At 53.4% G+C, this 16,603-nt stretch carries 18 protein-coding genes; 12 read left to right on the forward strand and 6 right to left on the reverse strand.

Annotated features, from left to right (window positions below; translation table 11 throughout):
- Positions 1 to 5 precede the first annotated feature (5 nt).
- Positions 6 to 1,028, forward strand: coding sequence for a D-glycero-beta-D-manno-heptose-7-phosphate kinase (rfaE1, locus tag RHP47_RS07400; RefSeq protein WP_286625165.1), 1,023 nt, complete (start codon positions 6 to 8; stop codon positions 1,026 to 1,028).
- Here rfaE1 and RHP47_RS07405 read toward each other — a convergent pair.
- Positions 1,025 to 2,722, reverse strand: a complete 1,698-nt coding sequence (locus tag RHP47_RS07405; protein WP_149819577.1) for an N-acetylmuramoyl-L-alanine amidase — start codon at positions 2,720 to 2,722, stop codon at positions 1,025 to 1,027. The genes rfaE1 and RHP47_RS07405 overlap by 4 nt on opposite strands.
- Positions 2,723 to 3,154: 432 nt before the next feature.
- On the opposite strand from RHP47_RS07405, the gene RHP47_RS07410 reads away from it, so the two are divergent.
- Both RHP47_RS07410 and RHP47_RS07415 read left to right on the forward strand, forming a co-directional pair.
- The gene (locus tag RHP47_RS07410; RefSeq protein ID WP_149819579.1) at positions 3,155 to 3,379 is read left to right on the forward strand and encodes a replication restart DNA helicase PriA; all 225 of its coding nucleotides are present in this window, start codon (positions 3,155 to 3,157) and stop codon (positions 3,377 to 3,379) included.
- A gap of 68 nt (positions 3,380 to 3,447) precedes the next feature.
- Positions 3,448 to 3,726, forward strand: a complete 279-nt coding sequence (locus RHP47_RS07415; RefSeq protein ID WP_149819581.1) for a hypothetical protein — start codon at positions 3,448 to 3,450, stop codon at positions 3,724 to 3,726.
- Here the strand turns inward: RHP47_RS07415 and RHP47_RS07420 are convergent.
- Both RHP47_RS07420 and RHP47_RS07425 read right to left on the reverse strand, forming a co-directional pair.
- Positions 3,723 to 4,925, reverse strand: coding sequence for an anion transporter (locus tag RHP47_RS07420; RefSeq protein ID WP_286625168.1), 1,203 nt, complete (start codon positions 4,923 to 4,925; stop codon positions 3,723 to 3,725). The genes RHP47_RS07415 and RHP47_RS07420 overlap by 4 nt on opposite strands.
- A complete protein-coding gene (locus tag RHP47_RS07425) occupies positions 4,926 to 5,099 on the reverse strand; it encodes a hypothetical protein (RefSeq protein WP_149819585.1) in 174 nt (57 codons plus the stop codon).
- Positions 5,100 to 5,372: 273 nt separating this feature from the next.
- Between RHP47_RS07425 and RHP47_RS07430 the strand changes: the two genes are divergently transcribed.
- Together RHP47_RS07430 and RHP47_RS07435 are read left to right on the forward strand one after the other, a co-directional pair.
- Positions 5,373 to 5,678, forward strand: coding sequence for a DUF3155 domain-containing protein (locus RHP47_RS07430; RefSeq protein WP_149819587.1), 306 nt, complete (start codon positions 5,373 to 5,375; stop codon positions 5,676 to 5,678).
- Positions 5,679 to 5,922: 244 nt separating this feature from the next.
- Complete coding sequence (locus tag RHP47_RS07435; protein ID WP_149819589.1) at positions 5,923 to 6,768, forward strand: transglutaminase family protein; 846 nt, start codon at positions 5,923 to 5,925, stop codon at positions 6,766 to 6,768.
- Here RHP47_RS07435 and cax read toward each other — a convergent pair.
- Both cax and RHP47_RS07445 read right to left on the reverse strand, forming a co-directional pair.
- Positions 6,765 to 7,832: a calcium/proton exchanger gene (gene cax / locus RHP47_RS07440; RefSeq protein ID WP_149819592.1), complete on the reverse strand. Its 1,068-nt coding sequence runs from the start codon at positions 7,830 to 7,832 to the stop codon at positions 6,765 to 6,767. The genes RHP47_RS07435 and cax overlap by 4 nt on opposite strands.
- Positions 7,833 to 7,929: 97 nt before the next feature.
- Positions 7,930 to 9,369: a DUF3084 domain-containing protein gene (locus tag RHP47_RS07445; RefSeq protein ID WP_286625173.1), complete on the reverse strand. Its 1,440-nt coding sequence runs from the start codon at positions 9,367 to 9,369 to the stop codon at positions 7,930 to 7,932.
- A gap of 102 nt (positions 9,370 to 9,471) precedes the next feature.
- On the opposite strand from RHP47_RS07445, the gene xth reads away from it, so the two are divergent.
- The gene (gene xth / locus RHP47_RS07450; RefSeq protein ID WP_286625174.1) at positions 9,472 to 10,293 is read left to right on the forward strand and encodes an exodeoxyribonuclease III; all 822 of its coding nucleotides are present in this window, start codon (positions 9,472 to 9,474) and stop codon (positions 10,291 to 10,293) included.
- On the opposite strand, the gene surE is transcribed toward xth, so the two are convergent.
- On the reverse strand, positions 10,243 to 11,046 hold the full coding sequence (surE, locus tag RHP47_RS07455) for a 5'/3'-nucleotidase SurE (RefSeq protein WP_286625175.1): 804 nt from the start codon (positions 11,044 to 11,046) through the stop codon (positions 10,243 to 10,245). The genes xth and surE overlap by 51 nt on opposite strands.
- A gap of 173 nt (positions 11,047 to 11,219) precedes the next feature.
- On the opposite strand from surE, the gene RHP47_RS07460 reads away from it, so the two are divergent.
- From RHP47_RS07460 to lpxA, 6 genes are all read left to right on the forward strand, one after another.
- Positions 11,220 to 11,456 (forward strand): hypothetical protein, encoded by a 237-nt coding sequence (locus RHP47_RS07460; RefSeq protein WP_149819600.1) that lies wholly within the window; start codon positions 11,220 to 11,222, stop codon positions 11,454 to 11,456.
- 182 nt (positions 11,457 to 11,638) lie between these two features.
- Positions 11,639 to 12,220, forward strand: coding sequence for a thioredoxin family protein (locus RHP47_RS07465; RefSeq protein ID WP_149819602.1), 582 nt, complete (start codon positions 11,639 to 11,641; stop codon positions 12,218 to 12,220).
- A 118-nt stretch (positions 12,221 to 12,338) separates the two neighbouring features.
- Positions 12,339 to 14,372, forward strand: a complete 2,034-nt coding sequence (locus tag RHP47_RS07470; protein ID WP_286625178.1) for a BamA/TamA family outer membrane protein — start codon at positions 12,339 to 12,341, stop codon at positions 14,370 to 14,372.
- Positions 14,373 to 14,383: 11 nt separating this feature from the next.
- Positions 14,384 to 15,241, forward strand: coding sequence for a UDP-3-O-acyl-N-acetylglucosamine deacetylase (gene lpxC, locus RHP47_RS07475; protein WP_286625179.1), 858 nt, complete (start codon positions 14,384 to 14,386; stop codon positions 15,239 to 15,241).
- A gap of 62 nt (positions 15,242 to 15,303) precedes the next feature.
- Positions 15,304 to 15,765 carry a 3-hydroxyacyl-ACP dehydratase FabZ gene (gene fabZ / locus RHP47_RS07480; protein ID WP_149819609.1) on the forward strand — a complete coding sequence of 154 codons (462 nt, stop codon included), beginning with the start codon at positions 15,304 to 15,306 and terminating at the stop codon, positions 15,763 to 15,765.
- 12 nt (positions 15,766 to 15,777) lie between these two features.
- Positions 15,778 to 16,584 carry an acyl-ACP--UDP-N-acetylglucosamine O-acyltransferase gene (lpxA, locus tag RHP47_RS07485; RefSeq protein WP_190278326.1) on the forward strand — a complete coding sequence of 269 codons (807 nt, stop codon included), beginning with the start codon at positions 15,778 to 15,780 and terminating at the stop codon, positions 16,582 to 16,584.
- Positions 16,585 to 16,603 lie beyond the last annotated feature (19 nt).

The following is a 16,603-nucleotide window of genomic DNA, read 5'->3' on the forward strand; positions in this document are numbered from 1 at the left end:
GCCAAATGTTACCACCCGACCTGCGCCAGCAATTGCAATCGTCCCAAGGGCGACTCCTACACTTTTTGGAGTCCTTTTCCTCAGCACGGGTACTGGTGGTGGGGGATCTCACCCTCGATGAATTCCTCACGGGTCAGGTGGAACGCCTCTCGCGGGAAGCCCCTGTTCTGATTTTGCGCCATGAGTTTACCCGCCAAGTGCCCGGCGGCGGTGCCAATGCCATCTACAATTTGGCCAAGTTGGGTGCTCAGGTGCAGGCGGTGGGTCTGGTGGGTGAGGATTCTCAAGGGCAAGCCCTGTGTGAGATTTTTCAAAGGGCAGGAATTGATACCCAAGGAATTTTTAGGGATCGCGATCGCCCCACCGTGACGAAAACCCGTATTTCTGGCCATGCTCGCCAGTCGGTGACGCAGCAAATTGTGCGCGTGGATCGCAAGTCCGATGATCTGCCTGCCCCAGCCCTTCAGGAGGCGCTAGCGGCCTTTATTCGTCAGCAGGTGGGGACTGCCGATGCCGTGGTTTGCTCCGACTATGGCGATGGTGTCTTTACGCCCCCTGTGATTGCGGCTGCCCTAGAGCATGAGCGCACGATTGTTGATACCCAACGGGATTTAGCTCGCTATCGCGGTGCTTTCCTATTTACGCCAAACCTGCCAGAAGCAGAGGCAGCGGTGGGCTACCCGATTCGCACAGAGGCGGAGGTACTGCGAGCTGGGGAAGACCTGCTGGAGTTGACGGCGGCTAAATATGTGCTGATTACGCGGGGGGATGCTGGTATGAGTCTCTTTAGTCGCGAGGCGGCGCCCTACCATTTACCCGCCTTTAACCGTACGGATGTCTTTGATGTCACTGGCGCAGGCGATACCGTTGTTGCTGCCTTAACCCTTGCCCTTGTGGCGGGTGCCAGTCTTTGGGAGGCGGCAGTTTTAGGCAATTTGGCTGCCAGTATTGTCGTACGCCAGTTTGGCACAGCCACCACATCCACCGCCGAGATGGCGGCAGCCCTTCACCATTTGCTGGAAGATTAATCCCGCGTCGCCTGCTGTAACCACTCCAGAATGCCTTGGGCAAGGGTGCGGGCAAGCTCAGCTTGGGCTTGGGGGTTAACAATCCACTCAAACTCTTCAGGGTGAATCATAAAGCCCAGTTCCAGCAGCACCGCAGGGGCAATTGTCGGACGAGTCAGGGCAAGGTTATTCCAAAACACACCATACTGCTGCCGCCGCAGTCGCTGACTGAGATACCCCTCTAGGAAAACGGCAAGGTCATGGCTTTGGGGATGATACCAAAAGGCGCCAATCCCTTGGGTATTACGGGCATCGCCAGCATCAGGGAGAGCATTGTAGTGCAAGCTCAGAGCAAGGGTGGGTTGGGCTGATTCAATGGCGAGAAGGCGATCGGGCAAGTCCAGATCAATATCCTCTGTGCGCGTCAAAATGACTGTTGCCCCAAGGCGTTCTAGCTCGGGTGCCAGTTTTTGGGCCAGTGCCAATGTGACGACCTTCTCTGGGGTACCATCTGGGCCGCGTGCTCCCAAGTCCTCAGGCCCGCCATGGCCGGGATCAAGGAGAATTTTAATCCCCCGCAGGGGTTGTGTCCCCCGTTGGAGTTGGGGTGGATGACGCAGTTGCAGCACTAGTCGATTGCCCTCATAGGCCACGCGATAGCCCCACTGTTGGCGATGATGCAGCGTCAAGCGATACTCCACCCGGTCTTGATCAAGGGGGTACCAGTCCAGGCGCTGGATGACGGGATCGGCATTGAGGCGAATGATGTCGGTTTGGGGAATCGTGTTGTGGAGCGTCAGGGTGAACTGGCGATCGCCCTGCTGAATCGAAATCGGTACGGGCACATCCAAAGGAAAGCTGATTTCTGTCCAACCCGCAAGCTGACGGCTGGTAATACTGCGGATGGTGGCTGTTGTCGGCAGAGCACTGGAGAGGAACCGCACTTCATTGGCGCGGATCCAACCCCCATAGTCCAAATGCAGCCAATCCCCCGTTTGTCCGCGTACCCGTGCGCGTGTTCCCACTGGCAAGGGCGTCAGCCGGGAATAGTCAGTGCTAGGACCTGTGCGTGCCACCCCCCCAAGGGAGCGGGTGACTTCAACAACAGGTAATTGCGTTGGCTCAGCCACACGAATGCGGGCACCCAGTTGGCGTTGGTTTCCTAATTGCCATTGAATCGGGCCATAGTCGCCCACTTCGGTGAGCTGGAGGCAATTGCGATAGAGAGAAGGGCGAGCAGTAACCACATCCGCTTGATGAATCAGCGCAGCCAGATTAGAGGGCAGTTGCACTTGGGGCGGTAGGGGTTCTAGGGGCAGAATGCGCTGGCCCACTTGGACTTGCACGGCGCGATCGCTGGGGGCAGCAGCAGTAAAGCAAACAATTTCATTGGCTAGGCGCACTAAATCGGCTGTTGGCTCTAGGGGTTGTAGGGTGGTCGGTACTTGGGGCACCGTGCGGGTGATGGCAAAGTCAAGGCGCTGATCTCCAGCTTGGAGGGTGATGTGATTCAATCCGGGTTGCAGGGGAAGCCTGGGGGCAAAGTGTCCCGCTGGCGAGCGATCGCCAATCACTCGACCATTGAGCGTCACCACGACCTGTGGCGGTGCTGTGCCAATAAAGAAAATCTGAGGGGCACTGGTGGTGTGCTCTCGCGGCGGATAAACCACTTGTAGCGAACCCTGTGCTGTTGCTGGCTGGAGTGAACTCACCATGAGTGCACCAAAGAAACTCAAACTCAACCTATTTACCCCCAACCCTCATACATTTCTTAATCCTTTCTTCAGATTACAGCCCTTTTCTAAAATGCGGGGTGCCCATGATGCCGTTTTGCCTATTGTGGTTCTGTTTAATCCTTGTGAAAAGGAGTGTTATAAAAGTCAATCACTTCTCAGAAAAAAGAAAAAGTTTTCTCTTAGGCTACTTATGGAATTCGTTGATCCCCGCTAGATTAGCATATTTTTTAACATTGGGATCATTGCCATCTCTGGGAAATCCATCCATAATAAAAAATGTCCTCTCTCATAAATTGCCTTAATGTTGCGCAATACTATTTCTTTGGTCTTGTTATTTTGAAACGCAAGTTTGCGCAGCGCCTTTTATCACAAGTTCATGTCCATCAAAAAGAATTTAAGGATTATTTAACTATGGTTACCATGCAAACGATTCACTGTCCTCACTGTGGTAAATTAGCCCTTCGCCAACGCTATGGCTCCGTGAGTCACACCCAGTGTCCCCACTGTGATTACGTCCTAACGATGTGCGATCGCACAGGACGGGTGCTAGAGGCCTACACGCCTGAAATTACTCATGTGGGTCAGTATGGCGCCAACCTCACCTGCACCATAGAGCGAACACGGGCACTGTGCTAGCAAGAATTCATTAGAAGAATCTAAAGATTGATGAGGAAAATCCTGAGAGTTGTTAAGATAGTTTACATATGGCTATCTTACTTCTACTGGTACTGGCATTGGTGCTGTGGTCGGTGCGACTCCTCCACGGTGCCTACCGCCTCCGGGATTTTTCCTTACTGCTGGCCAGTGGCCTCGTGGCCATCTCAGCGGGAGGTGTGATTTTTGTCTATAGCCTGATGAATGGCTGTGTCGGCTATCTCAGTCAAGGGCAGCCCATTCCTGAATCCGATGCGCCTGTCATTATGTCTGATGTGGCCTACTTTGAGAGTGCCTCTGGAGCAACGACCCCAACCTTTAGCCCCTAGGTCTGACTCACGATCCAAACGTAGGCGATTGCCAGCGTCAACACTGTGAGCGGTGCACCAAAGCGCAAGTGCTGCCAAAAGGAAAACCGCTGTCCTGAGCTAGCAGCGGCCTCAACGGTAATTAAATTAGCCACAGCACCAAAAAGCGTAAGATTGCCCGCGAGGGTACTTGTGGCTGCCAGTAGGTACCAGAGTTGATCGGCACCTTTGGGGATAAACTGTGCGAGCAGCAGCACCGTGGGCACGTTAGAAATTAAATTTGACAGCAGTGCTGTAATCACCACGAGGGGCAAGGGCTGATTCGCCCAAGGGCGCAAAACGGCTAATAAATCAAAGTTTTGAATACAGCGGGTAAGAATAAACAGACCCGCAAACAGAACCAATAGTGACCAATCCACCTGAGCAAGGATGCGCTCTGGCTTCACCCGACGGGTGACCAGTAAAGCTGCTGCCGCCAAAAGAGAGGATTCTGCCAAGGGAAAGCCGAGCAGAAAGGCCAAAAACATCAGCCCAGAGACAATCAGTGTCTTATGGAGTAACCCTTTTTGCACCTGCACCGGTTGGAGCGTAGCCAATGTACAGGGTTGGCGCGATCGCACCTCCGGATAGAGCCACCCCAACCAAACCACTTGCAGCCCTAACCCCAGCACTGCGACGGGAACCATCACTTGGGCAAACGGCAGATATCCTAACTCGGAAAACGATCCCACGAGGATATTTTGGGGGTTGCCGCTGAGGGTGGCTACAGAACCGATATTCGTTGCCGCTGCGATCGCTAGCAGATAGGGCACTGGATTTAAGCCCAAGACATGGGTAATGCGCAGGGTTAAAGGCGTCGTCACAAGGGCAAGGGTATCATTCAGAAAGACCGCCGATAGCATTCCCGTCGCCACAGCGAGAAACACCAACAACCCCAAGGGACTGCCACTAAAGCGCACCACCGTCACCATCGCTATTTGAAAAAAGCCGCTCAAGCCCAGATAAGCATTGACAATCATCATGCTGAGCAAGAACACGATGGCTTGGGGATCAATGGCTTGCCATGCAGTGGGTAGATCAATCGCCCCTAAGGCAATCAAAAGAGCCGCACTCACAAGGGCGATCGTTGCGCGATTCATACATAGCCCCGGCACCCCCCCAAGGGCTAAGGCACCGTAGCTGAGGGCAAGGATCAGAAGTTGCAGGAGAGACCGCAGCACCTACTGTTGGGTTTGAATTTTCTTGGCCTCTAGGGCATCGAGCAATTCCCCAAGAGCCGCCATGTCATCACCGTCATATTCCCGCTTCCACAACAGTTGGGAAATTTGGTTTTCAATGGCTGAGGTTAACACTTGGGTTTCGAGCACCCGTTGCACTAAGCGTTGGATCATCATAGGGGTTCAGCAGCTTAGACAGTCGTTCTCTAGGGTAGCCCATTGGCTGTGGGGCAAATGGAAGGAACCACTTTCTCAAGTGGCACAATTTGCTATAGTGGGGGCACTGGGATCAGCAAAGCGTTGATCCTAAGCTGGGGATCGTTGTCCCGTCAATAAATCGTGTTTCGATAAATTAAGGAAAGTTGAAATTCTAGAATACACCAGATATACTAAAGGGCGACTTTTGTAAACTCAATAACAGTTCTTTGAAGGCAAAGGAGGTAAGGCAACTTGGCCAGAAGACGGAAGCGGAAGAGCCGGCGGCGTCTCGAAGGACGCAAAATCCTTGAGTGCGTACCTCAATATAGCATCGAAAGTGGCGAAGATAAACCTGTGACAGCGGCACGAAAATTTATTCAAGCCAAGGGGATCACCCCACCCGCTTTACTTCTTGTTAAGCGGAATGAGCACACCACCGATCGCTACTTCTGGGCAGAAAAGGGCTTGTTTGGTGCGCAGTACGTTGAAGAAAACCACTTTTTATTCCCTAGCCTAAGGGAACTTGCAGAAGAGAAAATGGCAGCCACGACTCGTTAGGCTGTTTTTTTACAAACGTCTGTTTTATTGAGGAGTCAGGATCTGTTCTTGACTCTTTTTGCTTTGGTAGTGAGAGGATCTAGGGTGTGGTCTAAAGATTTGATCTTTTTGCGCCATTTACTTATGGCAATTTGGAAACTGTCCCCTACAATAGAAATAGCGGAGACGCACGTTTCCGTTCACTCCTCACACCACACCCCGCCTGGACAGTTATTGGTTCGGGCGGCTTCCTTTTAGATATGAAATGGAATATCGCATTTATCATCAAACTACCTACACCTACAGCGCCCCTGTTGCCCTTGCCCCCCATGATTTACGCTTGATCCCGCGTAGTGATGGCCACCAACGCCTGCGATCGCTCTCCCTCCAAATTTTACCAACTCCCCAAGGCCAAAGTACTGTCCTCGATGTCCATGGCAATCACATTCAACGCTACTGGTGGTCACCACAGCCCACCACCTCCCTGATGATTCAGGTCACCTCTGAAGTAGAAACCTATTGCGACAACCCCTTTAACTATCTGCTTGACTCGTGGGCAGTCACCCTCCCTTTTAACTATCCGCAGCGACTGGCAACTAGCCTGCATCCCTATCTATCACCGTCAGTGGATCCTGTTGCCTATGAATTGGCTTGGCAAATTTTAGCCAGTGGCGATGGCAGTGTCCTCACATTTCTCAGTGACCTCAATAACAAAATTTACCGTATCTGTCAGCACCAAATTCGTGAAACCGGTGCCCCTTGGCCCCCCTGTGTGACTTGGGCAAAACAAATGGGTTCCTGTCGCGATACGGCCGTCTTGTTTATCCATGCCTGTCGGGCTGTGGGCTTAGCGGCGCGGTTTGTCAGTGGCTATCAGGAAGGAGACTTGGATAATCCTGAACGGCACCTCCATGCTTGGGTAGAAGTGTATTTGCCGGGGGCAGGCTGGCGCGGCTATGATCCCACCCACGGCCTAGCGGTGAGCGATCGCCACATTGCCCTTGTGGCTGCCGCTGATCCGGCAGATGCTGCCCCCATTCAAGGTGCCCTGCGGGGACAGGGGGTGACCTCAACCATGACCTATCAACTACAGATTCAGCGCCTCTCCTAAGTATGGAAGAAAAAGGCGGTGCCGAGAATCCCATAGGTGGCCAACAGCAGCGCCCCCTCTAGCCAGTTGGAGCGGCCATCTAGGCTAATCACATTAGCAATCACGACCGCAATAATCACCGTCACCACTTCAAAAAGACTAAAGTTTAAATCCATCGGCTGACCAATAAACTGGCCAATCAGCACCAGCACAGGTGCCACCAAGAGCGCCACCAAGAGGGATGAACCCAAGGCGATGGACACGGACAAATCCATATTGTTTTTCAGGGCAACCCCCACCGCAGTCACATATTCCGCTGCACCACCCACCAACGGCAAGAGGATGACCCCAGTAAATAGGGGCGTTAGACCCAAGCCCTCCGTTGCTGCTTCAACTGCGCCGACAAAAATTTCTGACTCAAAGGCTACGCCAATCGTGGCAATCATTAGAACCGTGATCCACAGGGGCAGGTTCGGCTTTTCATGGTGCCCCGCTTCGTCCCCCAGTTCCACCTGGCTGACATCGTAAAGATAGCTGTGGGTTTTCAAAGAAAAGAGTAACGTTAGTCCATAGACCAGAATCAGAATGATTGCGGCCACGACTGACATTTTGGAAATTGCGGTTGGCGGCACACTGCTGGAGGTGTAAATGACCATTGCCGGTAGGAGAATCGCGGCGATCGCCACCGTCATCGAGGAAGCATTCACCCGTGCCACCACTGGGGCAAAGGATTGCTCCTTGTAGCGAATGCCCCCCAGCAGCATGGATAACCCCATCACCAGCAAAAGGTTCGCCATCAGGGTGCCCGTAATACTGGCTTTGACAATATCCACTAAACCCGCTTGCAGCGCCACAATAGCAATAATCAGTTCCGTTGCATTGCCAAAGAGGGCATTCAAGAGGCCACCAATGGTTGGTCCAGTGGCCAGAGCCACCTCCTCCGTTGCGGTGCTCAACCAAATCGCCAAGGGCACGATCGCCAGTGCCGCCAAAACAAAAACCGTGAGGGCGCCCCATTCCAATTTTTCAGCAGCAATGGAGAGGGGAATGAACACCAAAAAACCAATCGAAACCAGTCGCTTCATGGGGGCACCCCTTACATGGTGAACGGAGAAAAATCTCCTCTATCCTAGCCTGCGGTTTGATGAATCCAGCCCAATTCGTGGGCAATGATGCTGATGCCTAACCACTGCGCAGGATCACTCGCTGATTTTGGCGGGCAACAAGGGAGAGGGTGAGAGGGCCAGCGGTATAAACGGACGTGGGGGTGACCGCGCTAATATCAATCGTCCCTTGGTGATCTTTGAGGTCGAGGACAAATTTCACCAGCTCAATTTGGCGAAAGGAGCCAACACTGCCAGTGACCGGATCTGGGAGCACGCCAGAGGCGATCGCCCGCTGATTACTGACCGTAAACAACTGATCCAAGCGTTGCAAAATTTGCTCATCGGTCATCTGGCTCGGATCCAAGGAAATGGTAGCCAGATTCTCACCCTCGCGGAAAACCTCCTGATTGCGCGCCACTTGGGGCACTACAAGAATATTGCTTTCTCCCTGTAGATAATTGGCTGCAGCTAAAATGCGCACCACATAGGGCTGGCCATCACTAATTTGGCTGCGCAGGCGGTTCACGTCTTCGGTGGTAATTTGAATCACCTGATCCGTTGGTTTGACGTTTTGGGGACTATTCAGGACAATGGCATTGCGCCGCGCTTGCCGCAGGAGTTCTTCAATGACTTGGGTGGCTTGAGCCGAATCTTTGACATTTTGAATCACCGCAGAGGCCAAGACTTGCCCCGTGCGAATGGCGATCGTCCCCCGCCGTAATCCTAGCAAAAGGATGCTCACGTTTTCCTCAAGGCGTTGGCGACTGGCCTCAAGGGCAGCAATTTCCTGCTGAAGCGTGCGCTGTTGATTCCGTAACACCTGCTGCTGCTGATTGGCAACGGCCAGTTGATCCTGAATGCGATCAATCTCTGCTTGGAGACGATCCTTTTGACCTTCCACCTCGGCAAGGCGCTGTTGAGCCGTGCGAATGGCGGTTTCTAGGGCTGCTTTTTGGCCAGCCACATCCTCGAGGCGGCCTTGGATGGCTTGTCGCTCCCGTTGCAAACGCTGAATTTCTTGCCGCAGGCGTGCCCCTTGGGCTTCAAAGTTTTCGAGGTCTTTTTGGGCTTGGGTGTAGCGGTCTTGAAGTTGCTTGAGTTCTGCTTCTGTGAGGGTTTGACGATTGACGGCCTGCTCTAGGACTTGGTTGGTTTGACTAAGGCGTTGGCGAATGTTGGCCAGTTCAATTTGGGATTGTGCCAGTTCCGCCTCAATTTCATCCTTTTGGGCACGGGTTTCGGCGAGTTCTTGTTCCGCAGCCGCTTGTTGACGGCGAATCGTATCAATGCGCAGCACGCCATCGCGCAATTCACGGCTGAGGGCAAAGAGGATGGCAAGGGTGGAGGCAGAAATTAAGCTGCCTGTGAGAATGGTAATCAGGACAGCCGTCTGGCGAGGCCGCAAATTAAACCAGCTCAATCGGGCTTTGCCCACTTTTGAGCCTAGGCGATCGCCCACTGTCGCGATCGCGCCCCCAAGAATAATCACGGCCAAGACCAAAACATACCCAGCCATATTTCGGGTACTGCTGCCACTCCCCAACTATACTTTCTACAGTATGTGCCGATGCTGCCCCCTATAACGGTTTGGGCAAATCACTTTGACTGAAATCAACCGATGCCAAAAATTGCTACTTGGAACGTCAACTCAATTCGCACCCGCCTTGACCATGTGTGCCACTGGTTAGACACCACTGGAGTGGACTATCTCTGTCTTCAAGAGACCAAAGTCACAGATGCTGAGTTCCCGCGTCAGCCCTTTCTGGATCGTGGCTATCAAGTTTATTGTAGTGGCCAAAAGGCCTACAACGGGGTGGCCATTCTCAGTCGTCAGCCCCTTGCGGGCGTAGAAGCAGGCTTTGCCCCCCAATTACCCAGTCACAGTGAGTTGGATACGCAAAAACGACTGATTCGCGCCCAATTAGCCCCTGATGTCACCTTGGTAAATGTCTATATTCCCAACGGCGGAGAGTACGACAGTGAGAAATACCACTACAAGCTGCACTGGTTAAAAACCCTCCATGTCTATCTCGAGCAGCTCACTGCCCAAGGGGAGGTGATTCTCTGTGGTGATTTTAATATTGCCCCAGAAGATAAAGACCTTTTTGATGCCAGCGATCGCGCCACAAAAGTGGGAGCCACCGATGCCGAACGCAACCTGTTAGCGGCCATTCGCGACCTTGGCTTCCACGATGCCTTTCGCCACTTTACCGAGGCGCCTGGGCACTACTCTTGGTGGGATTATCGCACTAATGCCTTTCGCCGCAATCACGGCTGGCGCATTGATCACCTCTACATTACCCCTGGCATCAAAGCCTGTGCCTGCAACTGTTATATTGATACTGCCCCTCGGCGGTTAGCGAAACCCAGTGACCATGCACCGGTGGTTTTAGAGATTGAAAAGGGGCTGTACAGTGGGCTGGCGCAGCCACTCGGTTAAATCCTGAACCCCTTGGCCGTAGGTGAGATCAAAGGTCAGCGGTGTGATACTAATCAGATTTTGGGCAATGGCTTCCACATCCGTGGGGGCTTGATTGGGGTCTTGGGGATATTCTTCAACCACTTCACCAGCGAGCCAGTAGTAGGTTTTGCCGCGAGGGTCAATGCGCTTCTGGAACAGGTCATGGTAGCGGCGAATCCCCTGTCGTGTAATGACAACGCCAGCAATTTCACTGGCAGGCAGAGCCGGCACATTCACATTGAGGAGCATCTTTGGGGGCAGGGGGGCGGTTTCCAGTGCCTTGAGCAGACGACTGGCAAAGTCAGCGGCTGGCTGAAAGTCATGAACTGTGAAACTGGTGAGGCTAATGGCAATACTGGGAATTCCCTCAATCACCCCCTCCATGGCAGCAGACACCGTGCCGGAGTAAAGAATATCCGTGCCGAGGTTGGAGCCTTGGTTAATCCCAGAAACGACAAAATCTGGGGGTGCCTCTAGGAGGGCACCAAGGGCGAGTTTGACACAGTCGGAGGGGGTACCGGAGCAGGCCCACGCCTTAATACTAGGGTGAAAGCGATCGCTAACGACTTCGGCGCGAATCGGATCAAAGACCGTGAGGCTATGCCCTGTAGCAGAGCGTTCGCGATCCGGACACACAACCACGACTTCATGGCCAGCGATCGCCAGCGTATCTGCTAACGTCCGAATGCCGGGGGCAAAGACCCCATCATCATTGGCAATGAGTAACCGCATTTCCTGCCCCCTGAATCGTGAAGTATTGGCAAAACATTACAGTTGATTGCAAATCGCAACACCCTCCCTGAGAAATGTTAACCTCTAAAAGGGTTAAGTGACGCACCCCACCCTGCCGAACAGTTTGAACGCACCATTCCTGACATGACCGCCTTTAGGGATTGATAGGATCTATGGAACGCCTACTGAACCATCAGTTGAAGGAGAACACTGTGTCTGTGCATCAAAGTCATCCGTTACTCCGTGAAGACCTCAGCGAATACGTTGCCCATTTGCAACTGCACATGGCACTCCAAGCGCGCAATTTGGTGCCTGCCCTGAAACACACCAGCGACAGCCGCGAGCAACTTCTCCATCAAACCCAAGCCACCTTTGAGAAGCACGTCTCCCGTCAAAGCTATATTGGCTAAAGCAATTTTTCTCTGTGCTCAAAAATTAAAACCTATGATATCTAAGCAGGAGTGATCTTGCTGCTTTTTGCGTTGGTTAGGGGAGTTGCTCCTCTCACCACTTTGAGGAACGATCGCAACAGAGTACACTAGGGACGATATTGCTATTTGTAACACTCTTGCCAGCGTTCTCAGGAGGTTTTATGGCGCGGACAGAGTCCACGATGCTTGCCCTTGGTACTGTTGCTCCCGATTTTCAGCTGCCCGATGTGGTGAGTGGGCAAACGATTTCCCTCAGTAGCTTTGCCGATAAGAAAGCCCTACTGGTGATGTTTATTTGTCGCCACTGCCCCTATGTAAAACACGTCCAAGAGGAATTGGCGAAGCTGGGGCGCGACTACAAAGACACTGGCCTAGGAATTGTTGCCATTAGTGCCAATGACGCTGCCAACTATCCCGATGATGCCCCAGAGTCCCTGAAGGCGATGGCCACTGAACTAGGGTTTACATTTCCGCTTTGTTACGACGAGAGCCAAGAAACGGCCAAGGCTTACACGGCAGCCTGTACACCCGACTTCTTCCTCTTTGATGGCGATCGCAAGCTTGTGTATCGCGGACAGCTCGATGATAGCCGCCCCCAGAATGGCTTACCGGTGACTGGGAAAGACTTGCGTGCAGCCATTGATGCCGTGTTAGCTGGTCAAACCCCCAGCGAGGATCAAAAACCGAGTCTTGGCTGTAATATCAAGTGGAAACCGGGGAATGAACCCGCCTATTACGGCTAATGTTGGAAAGGTAAAGAGAGGGGCACTTTTATTGCCGCTTTTGAGTCGTTAACCTACTGTTATATCAATGCCAATGGGTTTGGCTGTATTGACGCGATTTGTTTTTTAGGTGTGAGCAGTGAATAACCAACTTTTTTCGCCAGTGCGAATGCAGCCAATGGGGGCTGCCCTGAAAACGGTAGCAGTGGCAATGGCAACCGTGGCGATCGCCCTCGGTCCTTTGAGTCCCAGTCGTGGCCAAGAAGCCCCTCCGCCTGAAAACCAACCTGCGGAAGCTCCAGTATCCCCAACGCCACCAGCGGTAGAGCCTGCGCCTGAAAGCCCTCCCGCAGCAACCCCAGCACCGCCCACCCCGCCGCCTGTGAGTCAGCCCCCCGCTGATGAACCCCAAGTTCTGATTGCGGAAGTGGTGGTTGAAGGTGCCACACCCGAACTTGAACAATTGGTGTATCAAGTCATTCGCACTCGCCCTGGCAGTACCACCACCCGCACGCAACTACAAGAGGATACCAACGCCATCTTTGCCACGGGCTTTTTTGCTGATGTCAATGCCGTCCCCAGCGATACCCCCCTCGGTGTGCGGATTACATTTGTCGTGCGCCCCTATCCAGTACTGCGAGCCGTTCAAGTAGCGGGCAATCAGGTACTCACCCCAGAAAAAGTCAACGAGATTTTTGCCCCGCAAATTGGTCGCACGCTCAACCTCAGAGAGCTACAGTCTGGCATTGAGCAAATCAACCGGTTCTATAGGGACAATGGCTATATCTTGGGGCAGGTGGTTGGCACGCCCCAAGTGGATCCCGATGGCGTCGTGACGTTGCAGGTGGCTGAAGGGGTGGTTGAAGCGGTCACCTATCGTTTCCTTAATAAAGAAGGAGAGCCGACAAAACAGCGTACCCGTGACTTTGTGATTAGCCGTGAAATGGACACCCAGCCCGGCGTTGTCCTCAACCAAAATACTGTGCAAGCAGATTTGCGACGCCTCTTTGAACTGGGACTCTTTGAAGATGTGCAAGTTGCCCTTGAACCGGGTCAAGACCCACGCAAAGTGAACCTAATTCTCAATATCAGAGAGCGCAATACGGGCAGTATTTCCGCTGGGGCGGGGTATAGTTCCGCTGCAGGGCTATTTGGCACAGTGGCATTCCAACAAAACAACCTCTTTGGTCGCAACTGGAAATTTGGTGTTGAAGCCCAAGGGGGGACTGAAGGGGAGTTTCTCTTTGACATTAACTTTACCGATCCTTGGATTAAGGGGGATCCCTACCGCACCTCCTATACCGTGAGTGCCTTTAACCGCCTGACAGTGCCCACCACCTTCACCAATGGCCCAATTGATGTTCGCTTGGCCAATGGTGACTTTCCGCGGATTAACCGCTTGGGGAGTGCCGTCTTCTTTACGCGACCCTTTACGAAGGATCGGGATCAGATACGCACCGCTTGGACCGGTTCCTTGGGGCTGCAATATCAGCGGGTTACCTCCCTAGACAGTGGTTTTAGCCGCTTTAATACGGATGCTTTAGGCAACTGCTTAACCTTTCCAGACAATGGTGTTTGCCGTGGTTTTAATGACCTGTTTACGGTGCAAGCAGCAATTCTGCGGGACTTGCGTAATGATCCCCTGCGGCCGACGAGTGGCCAAGTGATCCGTTTGGGGGTAGATCAGTCGCTTCCCATTGGGGCGGGCAATATTCTCATGAATCGGGTGCGGGGCAGTTATAGCTTCTATATCCCCGTGAAGTTTCTGCGGATTGAGGGGCCACAAACCCTTGCCTTCAATATCCAAGCGGGCAATATTTTTGGTGATTTGCCCCCCTATGAATCCTTTACGATTGGCGGTGCCAACTCTGTGCGCGGTTGGGAAGAGGGGGCGATCGGCTCCGGGCGCGCCTTTGTGCAAGGGACAATAGAGTATCGGTTCCCAATTTTTAATATTGTTGGTGGCGCCCTCTTTGTGGATGGAGCCAGTTTGCTCGGCACCCAACGCAGCGTACCCGGTCAGCCGGGGATTGTGCGCGGTAAACCCGGCGAGGGGCTAGGCTATGGCGGCGGCCTGCGGGTGAATACCCCCCTAGGCAATATCCGCATTGACTTTGGCTGGAATAATGAAGGGGGCAGCGCCTTCAGCTTTGGCATTGGCGAACGCTTCTAGGAGAAATACCCATGGTAACGACCTCTGTACCAACGGCACCGACTGCAACTGCACAGCAAACTCTTGGAAAGGCTGCCCAATGGTCAGGGGTAGGTTTGCATTCTGGTCAATCAGTTGAAGTGACCTTGAAACCCTCACCCGCCAACACGGGACGGCACTTTGTGCGCCTTGATCTGGAGGGACAGCCCGTGATTCCTGCTCAGATTGATGCGGTTCAATCCACTCAGTTGGCAACGGAGTTGGTCGCCAATGGCGCCAGTGTGCGCACGGTTGAACATCTCTTGGCAGCGCTGGCGATCGCTGGTATTGATAATGTCACGATTGAGATCACAGGCGCTGAGGTGCCGGTGCTCGATGGCTCGGCGCAACCTTGGTTAGAAGGCATTCAAAGGGTCGGTGTTGTCCCTCAGGAGATTCCTCGGCCAGCAGTCATCTTGAAGGAACCTGTCACCATTTACGAAGGGGCAGCCTTTGTCAGTGCCATTCCTGCTCCTGAGCTGCGCCTCACCTATGGCATTGACTTCCCCTATGCGGCGATTGGTCGCCAGTGGTGTAGCTTTACCCCTTCAGAACTAGCGGTGGCCGTTGCCCCTGCCCGTACCTTTGGTTTTGCCGAACAAGTGGAGTATCTGCGCAGCCAAGGCCTGATTCAGGGGGGCAGTTTAGAGAATGCTCTGGTGTGCAGTGCCAGTGGTTGGGTCAACCCGCCGTTACGCTTTGCCGATGAACCCGTTCGCCACAAGTTACTCGATCTTTGGGGAGATTTAGCCCTCCTAGGGACACCCCCCATCGCGCATTATGTTGCCTATCGGGCGAGTCATCATCTGCATACCCAATTGGCACGGGCGATCGCCCAACAGATGGTTTAGTAGAAAACCATTCTCCCCTATGATTTGTGTATATCTTTGATTTGCAGCCGACACCTACCCCTATGCCAACGTTGACTGACTCCCCACCGACCACTGTGCTGACGGTTACCGATCTTCAGCAGTTGCTTCCCCACCGCTACCCCTTTTTGCTGGTGGATCGGATCATTGACTATGTGCCAGAAAAGTATGCCGTGGGGCTGAAAAACGTCACGATCAACGAACCCTTTTTCCAAGGGCACTTTCCCGGTCGCCCAATTATGCCGGGGGTGCTCATTGTGGAAGCCCTTGCCCAAGTGGGAGGGGTTGTCCTGATGCAGATGAACTGGGCAAAGGATAAGCTTTCTGTGTTTGCGGGCATTGATAAGGTGCGCTTTCGCCGTCCCGTCGTCCCCGGCGATCAGTTAATCCTGCGGGCCGAGCTTCTTGTTGTCAAGCAGCAGCGCATCGGCAAAATGCAAGGACGGGCTGAGGTGAATGGTCAATTGGTCTGTGAGGGCGAGATGATGTTCTCGCTGGTGGACTAGTCACAATCAATGATGCAAACACTGATCCATCCTACTGCTGTCATTCATCCCAGTGCCGAGCTACATCCCACAGTTCGGGTCGGCCCCTATGCCGTGATTGGTGAACAGGTGCGCGTTGGTGCCCATACCGAAATTGGTGCCCACGTGATTATTGAAGGGCCAACGGAGGTGGGGGTAGGTAATCGTATCTTTCCGGGAGCGATCATCGGCACGGCTTCTCAGGATCAAAAATATACGGGTGCCAATAGTGCCCTGCGCATTGGTGACTACAACACGATTCGCGAGTTTGTGACGATTAACCGCGCCAATGGTGAAGGGGATGCCACGATCATTGGTAACCATAATCTACTGCTGGCCTATGTCCATGTGGCCCATGATTGTGTGATTGAGGATCAGGTGGTAATTACGAATGCGGCCTCGATCGCTGGCCATGTTTGCATTGAATCAAAGGCCCGCATTGGCGGTATGGTGGGCATTCATCAGTTTGTCCATATTGGTCGCTTGGCAATGGTGGGAGCCATGGCACGGGTAGATCGGGATGTGCCCCCCTATATGCTGGTGGAAGGTCATCCGGCGCGGGTTCGTGCCCTCAATCAGGTGGGACTGCGGCGGGCAGGCGTCACAGACGCAGAAATGCGCGACCTCAAGGAGGCGTTTCGGATTCTCTATCGTCGTGAGTTACCTCTTGCCCAGGCGATCGCCCAATTAGCAACCCTACCCCCTTCTGAGTATTTAGAGCATCTACAGCGCTTTTTAGCCTATGCCCGCGAAGAGGGACGGCGCGGCTTAACCCCCAGTGGCCGGGCGACAACGGATTAAGTCTCTAGTTGCCACTGAC

The organism is Thermosynechococcus sp. QKsg1, assembly GCF_031586415.1.
Classification (GTDB): domain Bacteria; phylum Cyanobacteriota; class Cyanobacteriia; order Thermosynechococcales; family Thermosynechococcaceae; genus Thermosynechococcus.